The organism is Enteractinococcus coprophilus (assembly GCF_006716305.1).
Classification (GTDB): Bacteria; Actinomycetota; Actinomycetes; order Actinomycetales; family Micrococcaceae; genus Yaniella; species Yaniella coprophila.
This window is the reverse complement of sequence record NZ_VFOU01000006.1, coordinates 1-21388: the sequence shown is the minus strand read 5'-3', so window position 1 is coordinate 21388 and position 21388 is coordinate 1. Positions and strand designations below refer to the sequence as shown.

General features: G+C 55.5%; 31 protein-coding genes. 8 read left to right on the top strand and 23 right to left on the bottom strand.

The genetic code is table 11. The features are described from left to right. Positions 1-14 precede the first annotated feature (14 nt). Both FB556_RS13320 and mobC read right to left on the bottom strand, forming a co-directional pair. On the bottom strand, positions 15-1670 hold the full coding sequence (locus FB556_RS13320) for a relaxase/mobilization nuclease domain-containing protein (protein WP_141868562.1): 1656 nt from the start codon (positions 1668-1670) through the stop codon (positions 15-17). After that, positions 1667-2077, bottom strand: a complete 411-nt coding sequence (gene mobC / locus FB556_RS13315; RefSeq protein ID WP_141868560.1) for a plasmid mobilization relaxosome protein MobC — start codon at positions 2075-2077, stop codon at positions 1667-1669. The genes FB556_RS13320 and mobC overlap by 4 nt, the downstream gene beginning before the upstream one ends. Positions 2078-2492: 415 nt before the next feature. Here mobC and FB556_RS13910 point away from each other — a divergent pair, with 415 nt between their 5' ends. Together FB556_RS13910 and FB556_RS13305 are read left to right on the top strand one after the other, a co-directional pair. Then, entirely contained in the window at positions 2493-2678 is a 186-nt protein-coding gene (locus FB556_RS13910) for a helix-turn-helix transcriptional regulator (protein WP_141868557.1), read from the top strand. A 57-nt stretch (positions 2679-2735) separates the two neighbouring features. Next, positions 2736-3074, top strand: a complete 339-nt coding sequence (locus FB556_RS13305) for a hypothetical protein (RefSeq protein WP_141868555.1) — start codon at positions 2736-2738, stop codon at positions 3072-3074. A gap of 71 nt (positions 3075-3145) precedes the next feature. Here FB556_RS13305 and FB556_RS13300 read toward each other — a convergent pair whose 3' ends face one another. Further along, positions 3146-3721 carry a recombinase family protein gene (locus FB556_RS13300; protein WP_141868553.1) on the bottom strand — a complete coding sequence of 192 codons (576 nt, stop codon included), beginning with the start codon at positions 3719-3721 and terminating at the stop codon, positions 3146-3148. Positions 3722-3919: 198 nt separating this feature from the next. Here FB556_RS13300 and FB556_RS13295 point away from each other — a divergent pair, with 198 nt between their 5' ends. Beyond that, positions 3920-4288 (top strand): hypothetical protein, encoded by a 369-nt coding sequence (locus tag FB556_RS13295; protein ID WP_211344069.1) that lies wholly within the window; start codon positions 3920-3922, stop codon positions 4286-4288. Positions 4289-4433: 145 nt separating this feature from the next. Here the strand turns inward: FB556_RS13295 and FB556_RS13290 are convergent, their stop codons facing one another. Genes FB556_RS13290 through FB556_RS13280 form a run of 3 tightly spaced genes read right to left on the bottom strand, consistent with a single transcriptional unit; the run spans position 4434 to position 5682 of the window. Then, on the bottom strand, positions 4434-4766 hold the full coding sequence (locus FB556_RS13290) for a DMT family transporter (RefSeq protein ID WP_141868551.1): 333 nt from the start codon (positions 4764-4766) through the stop codon (positions 4434-4436). Continuing rightward, a complete protein-coding gene (locus tag FB556_RS13285; protein WP_246057525.1) occupies positions 4763-5176 on the bottom strand; it encodes a DMT family transporter in 414 nt (137 codons plus the stop codon). The genes FB556_RS13290 and FB556_RS13285 overlap by 4 nt, the downstream gene beginning before the upstream one ends. Further along, the gene (locus FB556_RS13280) at positions 5173-5682 is read right to left on the bottom strand and encodes a TetR/AcrR family transcriptional regulator (protein WP_141868549.1); all 510 of its coding nucleotides are present in this window, start codon (positions 5680-5682) and stop codon (positions 5173-5175) included. Before FB556_RS13280 ends, FB556_RS13285 begins: the two co-directional genes overlap by 4 nt. 485 nt (positions 5683-6167) lie before the next feature. Here FB556_RS13280 and FB556_RS13275 point away from each other — a divergent pair, with 485 nt between their 5' ends. Continuing rightward, positions 6168-6536, top strand: a complete 369-nt coding sequence (locus FB556_RS13275; protein ID WP_211344069.1) for a hypothetical protein — start codon at positions 6168-6170, stop codon at positions 6534-6536. 145 nt (positions 6537-6681) lie between these two features. Here FB556_RS13275 and FB556_RS13270 read toward each other — a convergent pair whose 3' ends face one another. From FB556_RS13270 to FB556_RS13190, 17 genes are all read right to left on the bottom strand, one after another. Then, positions 6682-7014: a DMT family transporter gene (locus FB556_RS13270; RefSeq protein ID WP_141868551.1), complete on the bottom strand. Its 333-nt coding sequence runs from the start codon at positions 7012-7014 to the stop codon at positions 6682-6684. Then, the gene (locus FB556_RS13265; protein WP_246057525.1) at positions 7011-7424 is read right to left on the bottom strand and encodes a DMT family transporter; all 414 of its coding nucleotides are present in this window, start codon (positions 7422-7424) and stop codon (positions 7011-7013) included. Before FB556_RS13265 ends, FB556_RS13270 begins: the two co-directional genes overlap by 4 nt. Beyond that, a complete protein-coding gene (locus FB556_RS13260; RefSeq protein WP_141868549.1) occupies positions 7421-7930 on the bottom strand; it encodes a TetR/AcrR family transcriptional regulator in 510 nt (169 codons plus the stop codon). Before FB556_RS13260 ends, FB556_RS13265 begins: the two co-directional genes overlap by 4 nt. Positions 7931-8351: 421 nt before the next feature. Continuing rightward, positions 8352-8564, bottom strand: a complete 213-nt coding sequence (locus tag FB556_RS13255; RefSeq protein ID WP_141868547.1) for a hypothetical protein — start codon at positions 8562-8564, stop codon at positions 8352-8354. Between the two features lie 36 nt (positions 8565-8600). Then, entirely contained in the window at positions 8601-8858 is a 258-nt protein-coding gene (locus tag FB556_RS13250; protein WP_141868545.1) for a hypothetical protein, read from the bottom strand. Then, positions 8855-9448, bottom strand: coding sequence for a ParA family protein (locus FB556_RS13245; RefSeq protein ID WP_170200483.1), 594 nt, complete (start codon positions 9446-9448; stop codon positions 8855-8857). Before FB556_RS13245 ends, FB556_RS13250 begins: the two co-directional genes overlap by 4 nt. A 92-nt stretch (positions 9449-9540) precedes the next feature. After that, entirely contained in the window at positions 9541-9858 is a 318-nt protein-coding gene (locus tag FB556_RS13240) for a hypothetical protein (protein WP_141868541.1), read from the bottom strand. A gap of 186 nt (positions 9859-10044) precedes the next feature. After that, complete coding sequence (locus tag FB556_RS13235; RefSeq protein ID WP_141868539.1) at positions 10045-10317, bottom strand: hypothetical protein; 273 nt, start codon at positions 10315-10317, stop codon at positions 10045-10047. Positions 10318-10539: 222 nt separating this feature from the next. Continuing rightward, positions 10540-11454 (bottom strand): ArdC-like ssDNA-binding domain-containing protein, encoded by a 915-nt coding sequence (locus FB556_RS13230; protein WP_141868537.1) that lies wholly within the window; start codon positions 11452-11454, stop codon positions 10540-10542. 427 nt (positions 11455-11881) lie between these two features. After that, a complete protein-coding gene (locus FB556_RS13225) occupies positions 11882-12271 on the bottom strand; it encodes an Aca2/YdiL-like domain-containing protein (RefSeq protein WP_141868535.1) in 390 nt (129 codons plus the stop codon). A gap of 145 nt (positions 12272-12416) precedes the next feature. Then, positions 12417-13718 (bottom strand): replication initiation protein, encoded by a 1302-nt coding sequence (locus tag FB556_RS13220; protein WP_141868533.1) that lies wholly within the window; start codon positions 13716-13718, stop codon positions 12417-12419. Positions 13719-13831: 113 nt separating this feature from the next. Then, the gene (locus tag FB556_RS13215; RefSeq protein WP_141868531.1) at positions 13832-14023 is read right to left on the bottom strand and encodes a hypothetical protein; all 192 of its coding nucleotides are present in this window, start codon (positions 14021-14023) and stop codon (positions 13832-13834) included. A gap of 94 nt (positions 14024-14117) precedes the next feature. Then, on the bottom strand, positions 14118-14654 hold the full coding sequence (locus FB556_RS13210; protein WP_141868528.1) for a hypothetical protein: 537 nt from the start codon (positions 14652-14654) through the stop codon (positions 14118-14120). After that, positions 14651-15796, bottom strand: coding sequence for a peptidoglycan DD-metalloendopeptidase family protein (locus FB556_RS13205; RefSeq protein ID WP_141868526.1), 1146 nt, complete (start codon positions 15794-15796; stop codon positions 14651-14653). The genes FB556_RS13210 and FB556_RS13205 overlap by 4 nt, the downstream gene beginning before the upstream one ends. Beyond that, entirely contained in the window at positions 15793-16053 is a 261-nt protein-coding gene (locus tag FB556_RS13200; RefSeq protein WP_141868524.1) for a hypothetical protein, read from the bottom strand. Before FB556_RS13200 ends, FB556_RS13205 begins: the two co-directional genes overlap by 4 nt. Positions 16054-16073: 20 nt before the next feature. Continuing rightward, positions 16074-17480, bottom strand: coding sequence for an AAA family ATPase (locus FB556_RS13195; protein WP_141868522.1), 1407 nt, complete (start codon positions 17478-17480; stop codon positions 16074-16076). Continuing rightward, positions 17477-17707 (bottom strand): helix-turn-helix domain-containing protein, encoded by a 231-nt coding sequence (locus FB556_RS13190; RefSeq protein ID WP_246057529.1) that lies wholly within the window; start codon positions 17705-17707, stop codon positions 17477-17479. Before FB556_RS13190 ends, FB556_RS13195 begins: the two co-directional genes overlap by 4 nt. A 171-nt stretch (positions 17708-17878) precedes the next feature. Here FB556_RS13190 and FB556_RS13185 point away from each other — a divergent pair, with 171 nt between their 5' ends. The 4 genes from FB556_RS13185 to FB556_RS13460 all read left to right on the top strand — a co-directional run. Continuing rightward, positions 17879-18490: a DUF6668 family protein gene (locus FB556_RS13185; protein WP_141868520.1), complete on the top strand. Its 612-nt coding sequence runs from the start codon at positions 17879-17881 to the stop codon at positions 18488-18490. An 11-nt stretch (positions 18491-18501) separates the two neighbouring features. Continuing rightward, positions 18502-18786, top strand: coding sequence for a hypothetical protein (locus FB556_RS13180; RefSeq protein WP_141868518.1), 285 nt, complete (start codon positions 18502-18504; stop codon positions 18784-18786). A gap of 18 nt (positions 18787-18804) precedes the next feature. Beyond that, the gene (locus tag FB556_RS13175; protein WP_141868516.1) at positions 18805-19560 is read left to right on the top strand and encodes a DUF8175 domain-containg protein; all 756 of its coding nucleotides are present in this window, start codon (positions 18805-18807) and stop codon (positions 19558-19560) included. Next, a partial coding sequence (locus tag FB556_RS13460) for a hypothetical protein (protein WP_170200482.1) occupies positions 19557-21388 on the top strand: 1832 nt, incomplete at its 3' end. The genes FB556_RS13175 and FB556_RS13460, both read left to right, overlap by 4 nt.

Here is a 21388-nt window from a genome sequence, read left to right as displayed (position 1 = left end):
TTCATGAGATATGGTTAGCGACTCAAACCATCGCGGTCTGGCTCATGGATCGGTGCCTGTTGGGTTTCGGGGATTGCTGTTGGCATGGGTGCAGTTGGGTTGGCGAGGTCATGTGGCGTGAGTTCTTTCATGCCAGCCAGCACGCTTTCAACATCTGGTGAATAGGCAACGGGTTGCGTCACAGCCTGTTGGACCTCGGCCAGATCATGTTGCAGTGTCAGGCGTAAGTCTTGTGCTCGTCGGTGTTGCTTGGTGGCTTCATGCACGGTGGCAAGCGCCTGGACGGTTTCTAGGACGTGTTTCATCATCAACACCTGGGCTGCTGGTGTCTTTCCGTTGGTTGCAGCCTGGGTCAAAACCATTGCTGCACCACGCATCCACGGTTGTTTCTTCGTGGGCACTTCTGGCCGGTGTTTGAGACTAGCGCTACGCCCAAGATGACGTGCTGCACGTTGTAGCTGGTCAGCATATGGGCTATCTGCTGTTGCCCACGATGCCATCAGCCCGGACATGTGTTGCGCTTCGACAGCCCACCGATCTCCATCGGCTAATGGGATCGCACGCAGTTGGTGGAAATGATCATCAATAGCTTGTTGCTGTTTGGCTAACACTTCGGGGTCGAAGTGGTTTTGACCGGCTGGGGTTGGTGCCAGATTCCGTCCGGCTTGTTGCCATGCGTGCTGGGCTTGCTGTCGTAATTCAGGGCTGGTTTCCCACTGTTGGCGTAGTCGATTCAGCGACAAATCATGGCCTAAACTGCCCCCAGCAATGAACCAGGGCTGTTCACCATATTTCGATGGCAGCGCCACCTGATAGCCGCCAACAATGGTCTGCTCACGATCCTTATAAAATGGCTTAATGAGCATGCCGTGGTCATACAGTTTAGCCACAAATTCGGCTTCGGTATCGGCCAGTGCTGCCGCTGCCCGGACCTCAACTTTCAACGTCTCGCGCGGCATCCCTTCGGCCTTAATTTCACGTTTCATCGCGGCCACATACTCACCACGTGCAGCCTTAGATAACTCACCCCAATCCAGATCTTCAATATCTCGGGTGGCTTCGTATTTCGCCTCGGCACGACGACGTGCCGTGGCTTCGTATTCCGCACGTGAATAGCCTGGCTCTGAGACTTTCGATTGCTCAGTTTCTAGCTCGACTAAACCAAACTCTCGCTCAAGCTGCCTGGCGACTTTTTGTGCACGAGAATAGTCAAACCCAATGTCTGCTTTGGTGCCATCCTCCCGGATCAATTGCACCGCAAGATGGATATGGTCATTGCCATTGGTAGATGCACCGTGATGGATCGCTGCCCACCGCATACCGGCCTTGGTTCCCTCCTGGGTATCAAAGCCCATCTTGTGTATAAAAGCATGAGCAATCTCCGACCATGTTTCATCACCAAGCTCACCCTCGGTCGCGGCCAGCGATAGCGAACAATGCCATACATGACCACCCTTCATCTGCGCGTCATGCACCGTTCGTGGGCGATCTAACGTCTTGCCTAACTGCAAGGCTGCCTCATGGTCCAACTGCTCGTTGGCGTGCCATGCCATGACCCCATCTGAGCCAGCCACAACATGCGGGTTGGTGTGTTCATTGGCTCGGCCTGGCCCAGCAAGATACGACACTAAACCCACCATGCGATCACCACGTGAAATGTTCGGAATCACAAGAAGTCCCCTTTCACAGACGCTACATCGTCAAGGGCATGTTCAGTCTTGAAATACAAGCCGCGCAACCCAGCAAGGGCGGCCATTAAATCCTCGGGAACCTCCCCAGTCGCATTGGCAACTTTGGCGATCTGGTTCAAGTTCACACCCACCGCAGAAATCTGTCGCGACAACCCAAACAGCGCCGTAATCAGCTCTTGAATATCTGCACGAGAAACACTGGTATCAGGCCGCAACGCGGACTCCACCAAAACCCGCTGGACACTCACATTTTGATGTGCAGCCAACCGTAACAACGCTGCTTGCTCCTCGGCATTGACCTTCACAACATAACGCCCGGAACGTGGCAAGACACTGTTCTCACGGCGACGGCCAAGCCGCCCCTGATGCTCAAAACGTGAAGCCAATCAACACACCTCCAAAGCCAAGCGCAGCGTCCGCACATCGTGCGGGGTCATAAGCCTATTCTGCCACCCCGCAGGGGCCAGATCAAGGCGAAAGCAGACTTAGTGTACCTAAGTCTATAGCTTGCTCCGTCTGGGACTCGTTTTGTAGGTCGGTAGACCTTTGTGACAGCGCCACAAATAAATAAGAGCAAGAAGTGGCCACCTACGGTGACTGCTGTCATCGCTGGCGCGGTTCCTTTCGACCAAGAAAGGGTATCTAGACCAGGCAGAACACCGTCAAGGCTTCCAGGCGGCTTTCGCGGCATATCCTCGCTGCGCTCCGGTATTCCACGATCCACCCTCCATCCTTGACTGAACCTGCCTGGCTAGGGGGTTTCGGCAACTGCCGAAAGGAACGGCATAGACAAGAAAGTAGGTGGTTGCGTTGGCAACCTTATTGACACCCCAGGAAGTCGCAGCCCAACTCAACATCAGTGTTCGAGCACTCCATGCCATGCGTCGTAACGGACAAGGGCCAGAGTGGTTACAGCTAAACAAAAGAACGGTCCGATACGTCTCAGATGATGTGGTGCAATGGATCAAAAGCAAACAACAAGCATGATGGGGTTTCTAGCGTTAGATCCTTTAATACTGCGCCGAAACATCGTAAGGTCGGAATATGGAAACATCAAACAAGAGCTTCAGCCCAGCAGAGCAAGCAGTGCTTGATGAAGCACGCAAAGTTAACGAAGAACGCATGCAAGCCATCCAAGACCTTGCAGCGATTGTCGCCCAACGCATTGACCTAGAAGAGCGACTGAAAGAAAACACGAAACAAGAACGCCGTGCGGTGCGTGAAGCCGAAAAAGCTGGCTGGACCCCAGCACAAATTAAACGCTTCATGAAACCACCACGGCCCCAAAATACGTCCCAGAAAAAACAAACCAACGAGCAATCAGCTCAACCTAAAGAACAGAATGAACCTCAAATACAAGCTGGAATGACACCTGACATTTAGTGGCAGGCATACTCGCTTTGAATCAATCCATCGTAAAGAAAGGACTTACGCCGAGCTAATAGCTGCGGGGTCTACCCGCTGGTATTAGCTCGGCGTAAAGCGTTATAGATCGTTTGACGTGACACACCAAACTGTCTGGCGATCTCCGTCTTAGGATGCCCAAGCTCCTCTAACACTCTGACCTGCTCCACGTCGTCGTCACTGAGTGCTGGCTGCTGAGCATATTTGCCCTTGGCCTTGGCAAGAGCGATCCCCTCGGCTTGGCGTTCTTTGATACGTCGCCGTTCAAATTCAGCGAAGGCGGCAAGAATCCCCAGCATTAACGAGTCCATTGGGGACGCCCCATTTTTGTCTACGGTGATGTTCTCGTTGACGAACTCTACTGCGGCACCCTTGTGGGTAATTTCAGCGACGATGTTGTATAAGTCGCGCGTATCGCGCCCGAGCCGGTCCATCGACGCAATCCGTACGGTATCGTTGTCGCGTATGTACTCCAACAGATCAGCTAACGCTTTTCGCTTTGCCCTGGACTTCCCACTGATCTTGTCGGTAAAAATCTTGTGACACTCTCCCAGCACTTCAAGTTGGCGCTGCGGGTTTTGATCTGCAGCACTGACTCTGACGTACCCTACAACCTGTCCACTCACGACTAAGACCTGCCCTCACACATGTGTAAAAACACTGATTTTGAACCTGCGTTTACAGCATACTCTCGTCGGCTTGATTGGCGTGTAAAAGGGTATACCTGATTTGACACGTGGGCCAGTAAGCATCTCGCTTACACTGTTTTCGTAGTCGTCTAGGCCACGTCTGGTTACGCTACGCTGTTCTGTTAGGGTGACGGCATGAACTGCCTCCACCGGCTGATGGTTTCGCATCATGATCACTTGGCGGACTGGCTCAGCGAGGGTAAGCCAGGCAGTTTCCAAGCCTTTCTCGATGCGCATGACCCCGACTTTTCTCTCGTGACAGTCCCCGGCGAACTCTTAGATTTGGCTGCACTTCGCTCGGGGCTCAGCCGCGGGGGCGGTTCCCGCCCTGGGCTGCGGATCAGAATCAGCGACATGACCCATTTGATTCCCGGCGTCTGCCAGTTTCGGGAACAGCATGAGGTGGACAATAGGGTAGTCGACATGAGGATTGTTACTGCTGTGGTGCGCGATGGGCGCGTGCTTGGGTTGCAGGAGACGGCCAGGCCGGTCGCGGAGGACTAAGTAATAGTACGCCTGGCGCTGTTGGGCGGCGTCAGCTGACCCGAGGACGGTGGGCGAAGACGCGGTGGCAGCGCTAAACGATGGCGCGGGGAGCTGAGCCGGCTTCGACCCTACCGGGCTGTAGATCCCGGTAGGGTGTTCAGGCTTAGTGTACTCCGCCGACCTCGATCAACAGGACACCGCCGACGATCAAGATGATGCCAATGCTCATGACCCAGGTGAGGGGTTCTTTGAAGAAGATTCGACTCAAGACTGCGGTAATGGCGACGCCCGCTGCGGACCAGATGCCGTAGGCTACGCCAAGGGGGACCCCTTGAGCAAGGGTGACAGAGAGCATGCCGAAGGCGATAACGTAGCCAATGACGACGCCGATCCACCAGCGTTTCCGGCCACTGCTACTGGCCATGCGCAGGGACATCGTACCGGCAAGCTCACCGGCGATCGCGGTCATGAGGCTGATGAGAGCGAGGGTATTCATCGAGTCACCACCAGGTCTTTGTGAGCGGATTTCTGAGCAACGTGCGAACCGAATTCAATGAGCAACACTCCCGCGATAATGACGGCCATGCCGATGCCCATGAGCAGCGTGATCGGTTCTCCGAAGATAACTCGTGACATCGCCGCAGTCAGTGCCACGCCGCACGCTCCCCAGATGCCGTACCCGACGCCGAGGTTCATGCCGTTTCGCAGGGACTTGAATAAGCAAGCGAACGAGCCGATGTAGCCAGCGACGACGAGCGCATAGAAGAAGGGGTTGTCTAGCGCTGCCTTTAGCGCAAGTGCCCCGGTGACTTCGAGGACGATCGCGGCTGCAAGAAAGAGCCACTTCTTTAGAGGTTCATTTTGTACGTGTTGAGTGTCAGGTTCGTGCAATTGTTGTTGCGTCACAGACTCGTTCCTTTCTGGAGGACTTCGGAGGCGAGGGCAACAGTGCCAGAGCGGATCTCCTCGTCCAGGTCGAGCAGGCCAAGGCAACGGTTGATCCAGGCCCCGTCTGCGATGAGACGAACTGCGGTGAGGTGGGGTTCGTCCAAATGCCCAAACCAGGTTTTCACGCGGTCGGCCCACCGCTCTGAGAGCTTGTGTCGCAGTTTCGGGTCGGCGAGTAGGACCAGATCGGAGGTGTCCATATCGCCCAGAAGCGTGTGCTCGACATAAGCCAGCAACCGGTCCTCCGCACTGGCATCTGCCCCGGCACGCGCTAAGATTTCTGCCTCCCACAAGTCAAGTTGATGCTCGAGCACCGCGAGCGTGAGGACCTCCTTGGTCGCAAAATGATGCACGACCCCCGGCTTGGTCATTCCGGCCTCACGCGCAACAGCATCAATGGTCAGAATTTCATCCGCACGCAGCACAGCGAGTGCCGCGTCGAGAAGCATTGGTTTTGTAGTCACCCGATTAACCTACCATACGTATGGTAAGGAGCGCCAGGGAGTCAACAATGGTCTTTTTCGGAGAGGCTCGCGAACTGGACTGTTGCTGCTGATGTTTGTGGCACCGGTCCAGCAATGGCCCTCTGTCACGTGGATCGCTGTCCTACCATGCGCTACTCGGAGGAGAGTAGCCTTTTGGAGGATGTGTAGTGCCTCGATTTCGGTGCCCGCCTGGTTCGCGATGCGAGTTGCCTCGGCCCCTGGTGCAGCGGGTCATGAAGATCAAAAGAAATCGACACCGCCACCAACGCCGTCACGAAGCATCGAAAGACCCCGCCAGTTAGCGGAGGAAATCGCAGGTTCGCGTGAGTGCTGGAAGGGGCGAGGACTGCCCAGGCAGGTATACCTGATTTGACACGTGGGCCAGTAAGCATCTCGCTTACACTGTTTTCGTAGTCGTCTAGGCCACGTCTGGTTACGCTACGCTGTTCTGTTAGGGTGACGGCATGAACTGCCTCCACCGGCTGATGGTTTCGCATCATGATCACTTGGCGGACTGGCTCAGCGAGGGTAAGCCAGGCAGTTTCCAAGCCTTTCTCGATGCGCATGACCCCGACTTTTCTCTCGTGACAGTCCCCGGCGAACTCTTAGATTTGGCTGCACTTCGCTCGGGGCTCAGCCGCGGGGGCGGTTCCCGCCCTGGGCTGCGGATCAGAATCAGCGACATGACCCATTTGATTCCCGGCGTCTGCCAGTTTCGGGAACAGCATGAGGTGGACAATAGGGTAGTCGACATGAGGATTGTTACTGCTGTGGTGCGCGATGGGCGCGTGCTTGGGTTGCAGGAGACGGCCAGGCCGGTCGCGGAGGACTAAGTAATAGTACGCCTGGCGCTGTTGGGCGGCGTCAGCTGACCCGAGGACGGTGGGCGAAGACGCGGTGGCAGCGCTAAACGATGGCGCGGGGAGCTGAGCCGGCTTCGACCCTACCGGGCTGTAGATCCCGGTAGGGTGTTCAGGCTTAGTGTACTCCGCCGACCTCGATCAACAGGACACCGCCGACGATCAAGATGATGCCAATGCTCATGACCCAGGTGAGGGGTTCTTTGAAGAAGATTCGACTCAAGACTGCGGTAATGGCGACGCCCGCTGCGGACCAGATGCCGTAGGCTACGCCAAGGGGGACCCCTTGAGCAAGGGTGACAGAGAGCATGCCGAAGGCGATAACGTAGCCAATGACGACGCCGATCCACCAGCGTTTCCGGCCACTGCTACTGGCCATGCGCAGGGACATCGTACCGGCAAGCTCACCGGCGATCGCGGTCATGAGGCTGATGAGAGCGAGGGTATTCATCGAGTCACCACCAGGTCTTTGTGAGCGGATTTCTGAGCAACGTGCGAACCGAATTCAATGAGCAACACTCCCGCGATAATGACGGCCATGCCGATGCCCATGAGCAGCGTGATCGGTTCTCCGAAGATAACTCGTGACATCGCCGCAGTCAGTGCCACGCCGCACGCTCCCCAGATGCCGTACCCGACGCCGAGGTTCATGCCGTTTCGCAGGGACTTGAATAAGCAAGCGAACGAGCCGATGTAGCCAGCGACGACGAGCGCATAGAAGAAGGGGTTGTCTAGCGCTGCCTTTAGCGCAAGTGCCCCGGTGACTTCGAGGACGATCGCGGCTGCAAGAAAGAGCCACTTCTTTAGAGGTTCATTTTGTACGTGTTGAGTGTCAGGTTCGTGCAATTGTTGTTGCGTCACAGACTCGTTCCTTTCTGGAGGACTTCGGAGGCGAGGGCAACAGTGCCAGAGCGGATCTCCTCGTCCAGGTCGAGCAGGCCAAGGCAACGGTTGATCCAGGCCCCGTCTGCGATGAGACGAACTGCGGTGAGGTGGGGTTCGTCCAAATGCCCAAACCAGGTTTTCACGCGGTCGGCCCACCGCTCTGAGAGCTTGTGTCGCAGTTTCGGGTCGGCGAGTAGGACCAGATCGGAGGTGTCCATATCGCCCAGAAGCGTGTGCTCGACATAAGCCAGCAACCGGTCCTCCGCACTGGCATCTGCCCCGGCACGCGCTAAGATTTCTGCCTCCCACAAGTCAAGTTGATGCTCGAGCACCGCGAGCGTGAGGACCTCCTTGGTCGCAAAATGATGCACGACCCCCGGCTTGGTCATTCCGGCCTCACGCGCAACAGCATCAATGGTCAGAATTTCATCCGCACGCAGCACAGCGAGTGCCGCGTCGAGAAGCATTGGTTTTGTAGTCACCCGATTAACCTACCATACGTATGGTAAGGAGCGCCAGGGAGTCAACAATGGTCTTTTTCGGAGAGGCTCGCGAACTGGACTGTTGCTGCTGATGTTTGTGGCACCGGTCCAGCAATGGCCCTCTGTCACGTGGATCGCTGTCCTACCATGCGCTACTCGGAGGAGAGTAGCCTTTTGGAGGATGTGTAGTGCCTCGATTTCGGTGCCCGCCTGGTTCGCGATGCGAGTTGCCTCGGCCCCTGGTGCAGCGGGTCATGAAGATCAAAAGAAATCGACACCGCCACCAACGCCGTCACGAAGCATCGAAAGACCCCGCCAGTTAGCGGAGGAAATCGCAGGTTCGCGTGAGTGCTGGAAGGGGCGAGGACTGCCCAGGCAGGTATACCCTGACTGACATGCGAGACGACTGGCCCAGCTGGAACTAACTCGAGGTGGCATTGTTTAGTTTTTGACGCAAGGCGCTCACCTGATCGGCTTCTGTTAGGAAATTATTAGATCGGGCTTCGTCCTTCGTGAGGTCTTGTTCCATTTGAGCTTCGTGGCGCAAGGTGTCCTCGTGGTCTTGGAGTGCAGTTTCGATGAGGACAAATTCATCTGCTGCCAGGTGCAGCGTAATCGGATCTTGTGTAGGCATGACTTCCTCCGGCTCGGGTTGTTTGCATGATGTGCCCTAGTTCGTCGGGTGACGTTGCATATATTCTTCTAAGGCTGCGTGCAGCAGCTCTTGGATGCTCATGTCGGCTTGCAGGGCATACATTTTCAGGTCGTCTTTGAACTCTGAGGTTGTCCGGGCGCTGAGGTAGGTGTTCAACGGGTTTTCCGGTGTCCTCATGGTCTCTGCGACGCTGCGATGTTCTGGCTTCTGAGCTTGCCGTTTGGTCGTCACGTTCGCCAGTTGTTGTGACAAGCGGTTGTGGTGTGTGCTCATTCCATGACCTCCAAGAGTTCGTCTGTAACGGCTGAGTAGTCGTAGAAAATATCCGGGCGTGATCCGAAACTGTTTTGGATTGCTTGGCGGTCCCCTATGGCATTACTGAATACGGGGATAACTGAGTTGTCACGTAAGAATGTGACGGCGGTTTTATATGCCACGGTCTGTTTATTGGCTCTGGTGATTAGTGCGGCGTGTGGTACGCCTGCGGGAATGCTGGCAGCCGTTGCCAACATTCTGTCCAGGTCGATGACTGCTGGCGACGAGGGCAGGATCACAAAGTCTGCTGCCGCGATTGCTTCGTCTATGACCTTTGGGTGTCCCGGTGGGGTGTCAATAAGCACATAGTCGGCGGTCGTGTGTCGGGGGCCGTGTTTCATGCGTACCTCGTTCGGGATTTCCACGTTAAACGGTAGTGGTTGCCCTGCGTCGGCGGCCTGTTCGGCCCAATCGGTCGCTGATCCCTGGGGATCTGCGTCCCAGACTGCGACTTCGCGCATCCCAGCTAGGGCGGTAGCGATGCAGATTGTGGACGTTGTTTTTCCGGTGCCGCCCTTGGCGTTCACAAAAACGATCGTCTTGGTCATGGTGACTCCTTGTGGTGGTTTGATGCCTAGTGTACCTGGTTGTGCACATGTGCCCACGTGCGCCTGCGCACGTGGGCACATGTGCACAACGGCTAGGCGCTGAGTTGCAGGAGGTGGGCCGGTGATGCGAATGGGCCAACGTGCATCGTCGCATCGTAGGTTGCGACCTGCAAGCTCACGAGCTGGTCGGCTAGTCCGGCGTGCTCGGACCAGTCTTTGATCCAGGCGTACCCAGGAGGGGTCGGCAGTCCGTAGACTTCAAGGTTTGTGCTGAGCACTTCATGGCCTTCGTCGGTGATGAGGTAGAGCAAGTGCCGGTGCTGGTCGTAGGCCAGGTAGCCGGTCAGTTCGACCTCTGTGCCAAACTTCAAGGTGGTCAAGTCGGTTAGATATTTTGGCTGCTGAAACATTGCTTCTAGTTTCCTTCCCTTGGTGGTGGTTGGGCTGGAACTGGATTCCCTGCCCTGCTTGTACCTACTATTGTATGCCCTATTTTAGGGCATGTCAAGCGGGCTTGACGCTTTCTTGTTTCCCTTGGTGGCGGGGCGCGTGCTCACATGTGCACTTGTGCACATGTGAGCACGCGCCTTTGCTGACTAGTGATCTAGTCGCCGGTATTCTCCAGCAGATATACCCTGGCATGATGCCTGGGCGCCACATTCAGTGGTCGCTGGCCGCACCTTGTGCGGCTCCACGGCTTCACTGGATGGGCGGTAGTCATACATCGTGGTATCAATGAACACCAGCGGCAGAAAAGCGTGATCCTCGATGCTTCTGACGTGGCCGTGCACCCACTCCCAGCGATAGTAAAGGTCGTTATAGGTGAGATAGTCCACTGGCTGACCTTCGGTGAAGTCGTGAATGTTCATGGTGGTTTCCTTCCCTTGGTGGTGGTTGGGCTGGAACTGGATTCCCTGCCCTGCTTGTACTTACTATTGTATGCCCTATTTTAGGGCATGTCAAGCGGGTTTGGAGATTTATTTTTCCTAGATTTTCCGCGCAGTGACTGCTGCCGCCCTGTTGCACCTGTCCTTAAGTGACTTGCTCACATGTGCACGTGTGCACATGTGAGCAAGTTCTGTTAGTGCGGGTTATGCTGCGACTGCTGGGCTTTCTTCGGTGATAGCTTCGATGATCTGGTGCGCGGCTTTCAGGACTCGGGCGGCGGTTTCTTTGATAAGTTCGGTGTCTCCGTCGCTCCACTGTGCGACGTAGCCGACACTGTAAGCGCTGGTGTCCAGCCCTAGGGTTCCGGCCACGACGTAAGCCACGCTTTCGGCTTCGGTTTCTTTGATGCCCCGGTGCTCGATATATTCGGCCTGTGTGATGCCTTCGTGCATGATCGCGTGAGCGGCTTCGTGGATCATCGTTTTAGCAACCTGGGCCGGTGCTAGCTGGTCATGGATCACGATTTTTTTACTGCCGTCAATGGTGGTGTACCCGTTCGCGCCGGTGGTGATGTGCTCGGTTGTCACGGTCCAGCCTTGGGCGGTGAGGTAGTGGCGAACTGCTGCGGCGATACCTTCGGTATCATCTCCGGTCAACTTCTTGGCTAGGGTGGTCGGGTCTGCGGCTTCGGGGTCGATCAAGTCGGTTTGAGCAATGTCAAAAACGGACAACATCGGGAAGTAAATTTTTACCGGGTCGCCTTTAGCGTTGCGCTTGATCGGGAGGTTATAGGTTTCGGCTTCTTTGATTTCCTCGGCGGTCATTTTCTTTTCGCCGTACCCGAAGATTTTCAGCGCTTTTTCGCCTTTTCGTACTTGGCGGTTCAGCTCCTGCCATTTGCGGAAGCCTGCAACCGCGCTAGCGCTGCGGTTCTGGCTCAGGATCAACAGCAAATTGTTCAGGCTGTAATTATGGAAGTTCTGGGCAAAATTCAAGAACTGCTGCCATGCGTCCGAGTCGCGCAGCGATTCGACCTGTTCGGTAATTTGGGCCTGTAGCGCGTCGGCCTGTGCGCGGCGTTCTTCGATGGTTTTGCGGGTTTTGACTTTCGGTGCCATTGTTTCTGGTTTCCTTCCCTTGGTGGTGGTTGGGCTGGAACTGGATTCCCTGCCCTGCTTGTACTTACTATTATAGGCCCTATTTTAGGGCATGTCAACTCGGTCTGGTGCTTTCTTTTATATTATTTGCTCGTTCTGTAGTGTTTCCTGCGTTCCTCACGCGTCCCACTTTGATCATTTTTTTGCATTTCCTGGCAATGAGATCCCAAACGCGATAAGGGAGTGGGGTCAACCCGTAGGGCGGTGGAGGGAAAAGTTTTTGCGCGAAATAAGGGAGCTTGCGACCGCGCGCCAAAAAGTTTTCACGGAGCCGGTGCTTGCACTTGACGCTACGACCGGTCGCGTGACGATTGAATGACAGGAAAAGCAAAACATGCCCAGACGAAAAACCCCAGCTGCATCGCAGCTGGGGTTCACGTGGTGAGTGCTATTCGGAACGATCCTCAACGAACTCTGCCCTGATATTCAGGTCGTCACCAAAGAACGTGATCATTCCCATGATTGCTGCGTGTTGTTCTTTGGTCATGTCAGGGCCAAGAGCGCGCTGGGCTGCTTCGTCGGTTTTATACAGCGGCAAGGTGGGGGAGTAGTCACCATCTGCGGTGTCGGCATCGGCTTGGAATTGCGTCAGAATGGTATCTACAGTGGTGCGTGCATGAGCCAGTTTGGATTCCAGCCACTCCACGGCATCGGCTGGGGGCCAGTGTGTGGATTCCCAGCGTCGAGACGTGCGCAGATTCACGTTGCACGCTATAGCGACTTCATCGGTAGTAATGCCAAGTAGTCGGCGGATCATTTTAAATTCAGCGCTATTCATGGTGTGGTTCCTAGGATTGACGTAGTTGTGATGGTGTGACGTTGATGCGTGGTTTATAGGAGAACAACGCCAACTGGATTCCCTACCCTTAGCATCCACTGTACGCCCTAAACTAGGGCATGTCTACCAGGGCTTGTACATTTTCTTAGCGTTGCTGCCGACGACGAGGGAGGAGGTTGGAACGCAGCCACGGTCCAAGTCTGGGATTGTGTACCTTCCTGCATCGTTCAGGAGGTGGAGACTTTGGTTTAGCGGGGTGTTCGACCTGCTGGTAGCACTGCGGGAGGGCTTGGATACTCCGGTAGTGGCTGTGTGGGAGTGGGCGGGGGAAGGGCGCACCACCTGATGCTCCAGTGACGCACGCTAGCATTTCACTCATGGGAACTGGTATCCAGCGGCGCATGTAGCGGCTTACGGTGCTGGGGTGCTTGCCAAGTTTGGCGGCGATCTGTGTGCGGCTGAGTCCTTTTCTGCGGAGGTGCTGGGCGTGCTTGGCGTGCTGCTTGGCGCATTGTTTACGGGCGGCGGCGGCAGCGGCTGGGCCTTTGGCTCGTGCGGCGCGTTGTGCTGGGGTGTTGGCGAGTCCACCGCGACGGCCCATTTCTGACAGCACGCGGCGCATCCCTTCGGGCATGTTCGTGGTCGGCCCATTGATGCGGAGATAGCCCTTGGTGGCCATGAAGCGCGCAATGGAATTAATGATGGTGTGGACTTCGTTGGCTTTGAGCGGGATAACACACCGATCATTTGCGGCCCATGCTGCGGCTACATAATCGCCGCCGTCATACGCTACGAATCGTGCTGCATCGAATACGCCCTTGTTGCGGCCACCAACCGGCAGACTGCCAGTGGTGGGTTCGACAACGGGTTTTCCGTTGCTGAATTGCATCGGCTCATACGTCCACAGTCCAGCAGCTTTCAACGCACTGTAGAGATTGCCTAACGTGTAGATCGGGGTGATGCTTCTGGCGAAGGTTCCAGCATGTTCATAGGCAGGGTTTCGCACACGTGACGGGGATACCGGATCAACTAGCGGGTCGCCACCGACGACCGTGCGGAGGGCTTTCCCTACATTTCGGGCGTAACGGATTGGATGGTCATGTGCGCTGTCGCGCAGGTCTACCGGATCAATAAACCAGCCAGCCTGTGCCCCGTTCGGGGTTGCGATCACCCATGACGGGTGAATCTCAGCCGGGAGTCGTTCAAATATCTCGACTTCTGCGCCGGGACGATCCACGTCCACAAACAGCGCGTAAGCGACGTTTGCAGGGGGCGTGAAGAACGGATATTGATACAAGTTATCCAAGGTCCGTGCGACGCCTGGGCTGTCTTTAGCCCCGGCCATGACCAGCCATTTGACCTTAAAATGATTGGCAAATGCGCCACGAAATTTCGCTGTCCGGCTAGATGTATGGGCGGCGGGACGTGGAAGTGCTACGATAGGCACAGAACCTCCTGACTTTGGATAGGTCGAGTTCTATTTCAGAAGGCAGTTTGGATCTGGGCTTCTGAAACATTCTTATAAGAAGTGCTCGTCTGCCAGGACGGGCACTTCTTGTTTTAACTATGCATTTGTGATGATTCTTGGTTCTCCAGGTGTTGTATCACCAGATCACCAACAATGTCGGATCGTGAGCCTGGTTTATCGGCAATCCACGATTCAAATCTGTCTTTGTATTCCATCGGTATCCGTACCGTGACAGCAAACCGTGGACCACGTGGTTTTGGTCCTGGTTTCTTTCGCTGTGACATAACGTATCCCTCTGATCTACTTCTCTCTTCAACGATCATCGCACATCTTTGCATCACAAATCTAGTCTTGAGAACGTGTCCCTGAAATATTGTTTTAGCGCGTGGAAATAGGGACCGTCTCGTAGGTGTAGTCGTGGATTTTGCCGTCGTCGTTAAACGAGAAGTAGTAAATACGTTGCTCGTCACCGCTTGGTAGTGTTTCTTCACTGTCATTTTCCCAATGCCAGGTGGCACGAACGGAGATGATACCTTCTTCGGTTTCTGTGTGGGGGTTTAACACTACTTGGGGTGTGGAGGTGGCGTTGTGCTCGGCGGCTTGGTTCCATGCTTGGCCTGTGGTGGGACGTTCTGGCGCTATAACCTCTTCCGCACGTTCTTTGGTCATGAGATGTTTAGCACGTTGTTCTGCTGCGGTACGGTTAAAATCTTCTGCTGGTTTCCAGGTCGTCATGATGCGTGCGGCTTCTAAGGCGGTTTGTTCATTGCGGGTTTCGTCTGATCCGGGCGCAGTTTGGGCGGCGGGGTCTGATTCGTCAGCATCGTTGGTTGGCAGCAGTGCTGGGGAAACTACGATCACGACCGCTGCGACCACGATTGCTAGCACGATGAGTATGAGCTTATTGCGGTTCATAGGACACCTTTTTCTACCAGGATCGGTTGCGGATCAGTGGCATGGTCATAGGTTGGCTGTGAATCGTCGGCTTCGGCGGTGTTGATTTGAAAGTGTAAGTGCGGACCAGAAGCATTACCTGTGGCACCTTCGGTGCATAAAGCTGTGCCAACGGCCACGGTGTCGCCCTGAGTGACACTGGTACTGCCGGTCTGGCAGTGGTGAAACTGCATGACTAGATTGGGATCATCGGTCATGCGACCAATGATGTATTCGCCTTGGTACTGGTTAGTTCCGGTCGCGGTGATTTCCAGATCGGTTGCAGCCACAACGGTTGTGCCGCCACCAGTGGAGAAGTCTAGGCCACCATGATTTGCGGTGTACTGATTACACTCTGTTCCTGCGGGGCATGGGCGGGGACCAAAACCGGACGTCACCTGGCCACCGGGCAGTGGGTGGGTCCATTCGCCGCTGCCCAGATCACCAATTTCTGAGCCGCCAGGGGGCGTGCAATCTTCGGAAAAATCCACCTGCGCCCGGTCCATAATTGCTGGAACATATTCTTGCGTTTCTGGATACGGTGGAATGCCGCCATATTGCTGCACGGCACCAGGTCCAGCGTTATACGCGGCCAAAGTGAACTCAATGCGCTCTTGATCAGTAGTTGCTACCGGAGCGACTGTGTCCTGTAGGGCATTCAGATAGCGTCCCGTTGCGGCGATACTAGCCTCGGGATCAAATGGATCTTCGCCCTGACCGTAGTCAATCCATGTTTCGGGCGTGAATTGTCCGACACCATCTGCATAAGCTGACTGTGCATTAGGATCCCAACCGGATTCGGTGTAGAACAGTGCCGCGACAATTTCGTATGGTAAACCTGCTTCATCAGCTGCGTCTTGGACCCATTGCTCATATTCCGTCGGGACCGCCACACCCTCACCATCAGCTACGACACACGCACTAGCTGGCTGGGCTTGCTCAGCGTCGCTGTCCATGAACAAGACGGCCACCCCAAGAAAAACCGCCATCAATATCAGCACCAACATCAGCACCACAGCAATGACGATGCCGGTGCCGCCAGTGGCTTTCAGGGCTGCCAGACCAGCGGCAGCTGCGGCTTGTTTCCCTTTGCTGCTGCCTTGGCTTTCTCGTTCCTGAGTCACCAGAGCATCCCACCATCAAAGAGGTCATAGGCAACCACCAGTGCGCTTAGCAGTCCTACTACCACAAGCAGGATGAATACCACCACGGCGATGAGACGCAGTAAACAGCTACGGTTGCGGGTCAGACCGTGGATGATGCCACCACCAACCAGAGCAACAATTAGCGTGACAATCACAATGGGCAAAGCCTGTTTCCAATCGGTGCCGACTGGCACGGCTGGAAGCTCAGTCTGGATAGCTGATACAACTTGCTGCATGATGTACACCTTTGAAGTGTTTAGCTCAGGCCGTGAGCTACTGCTGCCCCGGCGCGTAGCCAGGCGCGTTGGGTGGATTCGCGTAGTCCGTCATAGCGCAGGTGACCATCGACCATTGCAGGGTCGTAGGGAATAGTTACAACCGCCCGGGCCAGCGGTTCAAAACCAGTAGCAATGTGGTTTAAATCGCTGGGCTTAGCGTTTGCTTCGGCCTGTGAAACCACGACCACGGCGTTATCGGCTAAATTTTCGCCATGCGTGCCGGTCTTAGCTAGGTCTTCAAGCAACAAGGCACCAGCTTCGGCTTTTTCGTCACTAGTAGTGGTCGCAACGACCAGCTGGTCTGTGTGGGTAATCATTTGCCGCCACAAGGGATCAGACTCGTCGTTGCCGGAGTCAATAATGATCAGCCGATAAAATTTGGCTGCCACGGCGTGAATGGTATCAACATCGTCTTGGGTGAAGCGTTGGGCATCAGCCAAGACTTTGGGTTTGGACCGCAGCACATCGAAACGGTCGTCAGTTTGATGGTGGGTGTAGTGGGCCAGATCGCCCAGCTGCGCGCCAGGCGCTAGCAGCTTGTCAGCGGCAGGCAAAAGGTCCAGCAGGGTTGCTTCATGGGCTGCTTGCTCGGTGCGCCAGCCCAGGGTGCCGCGTGTTTGATTGTTGTCCCATGCCAGGACCCCGCCACCGCCATAGCGTGCAAAGACCGCCGACAACAGGATACTTGTTGGTGTTTTTCCGGCACCCCCTTTACCATTGACTACGGCAATGGTGCGAGGTCCAGCCCAATGCTGCGACACTGCGTGAATGTCATCGCGTTCCGCTTGCTCTGCCACTGAGGGTGGCAGCCGGAAGCCCAACTGGTTTACTATGCCTCGCCAGCCAGCGGTGGCGGGCTTATCAGGCTTGGCTTGGGTCAGAAATGACTGCCGGGATTCCCGTCGAGTTTGTGGCGATACTATGCTCTCTGTTGACTGGTCTGTCTCTGCCGTGTCGTTGGATGCCGATGTTTGACCCGTGCCGGGGGTATGACCTGCAACAGGTAAATCCGTCCATTGACCTAACGAGTCGGCAGGGATGGCAGTTTCTTGCTCCACTGTGGCCTTGTTATGCTGAGCCTGACTGGCTGTAGCAATCTTATCTTTTTTGTGTGGTTCTACAGCTTTGCCCGGCTCCGGGCTGATCGACCCATCAGGGGCAACCACCAAGTGCACCGTTTGGGCTTCTACGTTATCCACCACGGTGACACGAACTGCACGCTCTAAGCGGGCCGCTACGGCGGCTGCGTGGTCGCGAATTTTGGTGCGTGTTTGGTCGTGCGTGTCGGCCTCGATGGTATGGGAGGTGCCTTGAATCAAGATTTCTCCTCCACCATCGGCATTACACAGCGCTTCCAATCGTGGCCACTTCGGCAGGTTTTTCATGTCTCGTCATCTCCTTTAGGTGGCTGCCCGTATGCGGCTTGTAACAGCTCGCGTAAATCTTCTTTGCGAATTCGCACCGTGCGCCCCATATCGAAAGCGCGCAAGCGCCCATCCCTTCGCCATCGTGCGATGGTGTGATGGGACACCCGCAGCAAATCAGCCACCTCTTGGGGTGTCATAATGTCTGGCTGGTCCGCCAGAAGCGCCTCCACCGCATCTTGAGTCATATACAGCACAATCCCATCTTTACATATATCGCATACTTTGCATAGCGTGACTTATCGTTGCTTATCGTGCAGAAAGAGCATAGTGTTAGGAGTTAGAAAACTCGCCAATATACGCTCTGGCCTAGAGTACTGTAAACACAACTTACGGGGAGTCCTTGAAAGGTGTAAGTGATGTCGCGTAATCGAGTAGAACTTCGATCCTCGTGGTTTGACACTGCCGAAGCATCAAATGCTGGCAATGACGCCGCACCACCGGAAACCGTGGATGATATGCCCGAACGAGTGATCGCCCATGATCCACCGATTGCCAACGTCACCGCGCCAGATATTACCGATCGGCTGCCGAGTATCCAGATGTCAGATACTCGCCCGGTAGCTGTTGTCGGCGCTCATGGTGGCGCTGGGGCAACTTCTTTGGCTGCCATTGACCCAGAACTGTTGTTTGATTGCGGGGCCGCTTGGCCTTCAACGCACGGCAAACAGGCCTGCATCTTGGTCGCTCGAACTTCTGCGCGCGGGCTACATGCAGCTCAAACTGCCTTGCAGCAGTGGGCAGCAGCAGAGACACCCTCAGTGGATGTACTTGGCCTGGTGTTGATTGCCGATGCACCAGGCAAACTGCCGAAACCACTCAAAGAGCTTGTGCACGTGGTTTCTGGCGGTGCCCCCAGAACGTGGCATCTGCCGTGGGACCCGGCAATGCGTCTGGATATGGAAAACACCATGCCCATCCGACGGTCATCCAAACTTATTCGAAACCTTAAAACCCTGATAGATCACTGAAAGGACTTGTCATGAACGGATTGCTGTTCACACTCTCATCGCAGGTAATCACCACGTTGCCCAACCCTAGCCCGGAGCGACCCCCAGGGATGGAAGGCTTAGATACGCTGCTGAATTGGGCGCAGTTTTTAGGCTTTGCCGCAGCCATTGGAGGATTGATTGTCGCTGGCGCGATGTTAGCCGTCAACCTGCGAACCGGACAAGGTTCGGATGAAGGCATCATGTTGACTAAGCCCATCATTGGTGCGTTGGTCATTGCTGCCGCTGGCGCAATCATTGGACTACTGGCCGGATAACCAAGGAGGGCCGCAGCAGTGGCAGAACAAGACACAAAACTCAGCAAGTCAGTCATTGTGTCGCTGGCGTTCATTGGGATACTCGTGGTGGCTGCGGCGGTGATACTGCTGTGGCCACGTGGCTCAGACACTGACGCAGTGCCACCTGAGACCACGGCATCGCAGTCAACTACCGCGCAAGACGCGGAAGAACTCGCTGGCATTGAGCCAAGCGCGTGCGGGTTAACTCCTGATCCAGACATGACGATGGACACGCCACCGGAACAGGTTGAAGCTATCACGGTCGGGTTGGTGAAGGTGCCAAGCAGTGAGATCTTCGGACCAGTAGAACAGGCCAATGAAGTCCCGATTTGCTGGCAATACAGCCAAGCCGGTGCGGTTTCAGCCGCCTATACTTTTGCGGCAACCGCAACGGAGACTGCACGACTAACTGAGGGGCATTTAATAGAGCACCTTGCCGATGGTCCAGGCCGAGATCAAATGCTGGAAACGCTGCAAGATGCTCAGGAGAACGACCCTGACTCATTGGGGACGACTTCTGCACCCATTAAACCTGTGGGTTACCGAGTCCTAGAGTTCAGTGACGAAGCAGCTCGGGTCGATGTGCTCATTGAACACCTGGAAGCATCCGGTAATTATGCGGCAATGGCCTACCAGCTGGTGTGGCAAGACGGAGACTGGAAACTCGACGTCACCGAAACAGGTGACAATTATAGCGATATGCGCCGTGTGCCCGATACGGCTGACTTTACGATGTGGGAGATTGACGAATGATCCGGCCTGCTCAAATCCTGTATGCCAGTACCGAAGAAGAAATGGGCATTGGTGACTGGTTTGAAGTGACGTGCACGCTCAATACCACCTGTAGGAATGCGCAGAGTACCGTCGAGTTTGTCAGTGATCCGGTCGGCACGATCACCGATGGGGCGTTTGAAGAATTACGCGAGCTGGTCAACGCTGGCATTACCGAGATGGTGAGCTTTTTAGCCACCATGTGGATCCGTGTGCCATTACCAAATATTACCGGGGTCACCGAAGCCGCAGATACGTCTCGCAGCGCCGGAGCCTTATCCATAGATACCGTGTTGAACTGGGTCATGTACATCGGCTTTGCTGTGGTCATTGGTGCTGTCATTGGCCTGGGTGCGATGATGGCTGTTCGGTTGCGTCAAGGCGAAGGCATGAACCTGACCGGACGTTTAGGACTCAGCCTGTTTGGGGCTGTGTTAATCGGTGGGGCATCCTCCATTGCCGCAGCGTTAGCCAATGAGATGTGGCTAACTGGTTCTTCAACGATTGTATTTGTCCAAAATCAGCTATTTTGGGTCGCCATTGCCATCGTAGTGTTAAGCATTATTGTTGCCGGGATCAGAATGGCCGTAGATCAAAAAGGCCAACATGGTATTGATCTGGCAAAATCCCTGGGGATCTTTATCGTGGCAGCCGGAGCCGGAACTACCGCAGTCAGCCTGTTAGTCCTCGGCGGACATGAAATCAGTGTCGCCCTGTTAGATGCTTCGTTGGAATGTGATGAAGGTGCCGGCAGACAGTGTTTTGGTGAAGGCATGGCCCGAGTCCTGAATCTTGATCCCACCGGAGTCTTTGGCTGGAATGCGCTGGGCGTGTTTTGGACGGTGCTGCTTGGGATCGTCTTAGCTGTCGTGGGGCTCATTCAGCTGGTGTTGATGTATTTACGCACCATCATTATTAGCGCATTGCTGGGTTTCTTACTTGTTGCTGCTGCTGGAACCAATATGAAAGTTGGTCGGCAAATGTGGGAAAAATACGCTGGCTGGATGCTTGCGTTTATCTTGTATGAGCCTGCCGCAGCGGCCATTTATGCCACCGCGTTTTATCCGATCACCGATTTCGGCAGTGAAGATGCGGTCGCTACAGAGATGATGGACCAGTTCTGGGGTGCCCTTGGTGGCATCGTGTTAATGGTGCTGGCGTTATTCGCGTTGCCTGCGTTGATGAAACTGCTGGTTCCTGCAACTTCTGCGATGGTTGGTGCCGCTGGTGGCGGCATGGCTGGGGGCCTAATGGCGGCTGGCACGATGGCTGTTGCTGGTGGAGCAAAGACGGTGGCGGCAGCAAAAACAGGTGGTGCCACTGCCGGAGCTGGCGGTGCAAGCGGTGGCGGAGGTGCTTCGGGTGGAGGTGGCGGTGCAAGCGGTGGCGGAGGTGCTTCGGGTGGAGGTGGCGGGTCACTGCAACAACGTGGAGGTTCACCACCACAACCAGTCAGTCCCAACGGGGCAAGTACAAGTGGACAGACCGCATCTGCCGGTTCGCCAACCACCGGGTCACACGCCGGAGCTTCTGCTACACCATCTGGTGGCAGCAACGCAGCTGAGTCAACCACCAGTGGGGCCAACGGTGGCAGGATCAACAGCTCAGATCATTCATCGTCGGGTGCGGCCAAGAGTGCCCCGTCTGATGCTGGGGGATCACACGGTACACCATCTGGTGCTGCTAGGAGTGAGTCACCACCACCAACATCACGTGGCACAAAGCGTCCCGGTACGAATACACGGCCATGGCAGAGTCAGGGCGGCAACATCGGTGAACAGATTGTAGGAAACGACGACCACCAGGAGGA